Source organism: Ochrobactrum sp. SFR4 (assembly GCF_019730395.1).
Classification (GTDB): Bacteria; Pseudomonadota; Alphaproteobacteria; order Rhizobiales; family Rhizobiaceae; genus Pseudochrobactrum.
Map to the genome: position 1 here is coordinate 1 of NZ_JAAPBB010000526.1, position 314 is coordinate 314.

1 protein-coding gene is annotated in these 314 nt (G+C 49.0%); it reads right to left on the bottom strand.

What is annotated here, in order from left to right; translation table 11 throughout:
* On the bottom strand, positions 1 to 314 hold a 314-nt coding region (locus HBA93_RS20095; protein WP_353619418.1), incomplete at both ends, for an ABC transporter permease.

Below are 314 nucleotides of genomic sequence, written 5' to 3' on the forward strand. Positions count from 1 at the left end.
CGCGCATAGTAAGCCCATTGAGTTACAACAAGCGCGAGGATGATCTTATCAACGCCCTGCCCCAGAATGGCCAAAAAGATCAATGCGATAAGGATCGCCGGAAAGCTAAGCTGAATATCAACAATACGCATCAAAACAGCATCGGTTCTGCCACCGATATAAGCACTTGCTAGACCAATGGATGCGCCAATGATCAACGCAATGGCCGCACTGGAAACGCCGACTAGAATACTGGTACGCAAGCCATAGAGAATGGCGCTGAAAAGGTCGCGCCCCTGATCATCTGTACCAATCAGATAAGTCATACCGGTCAT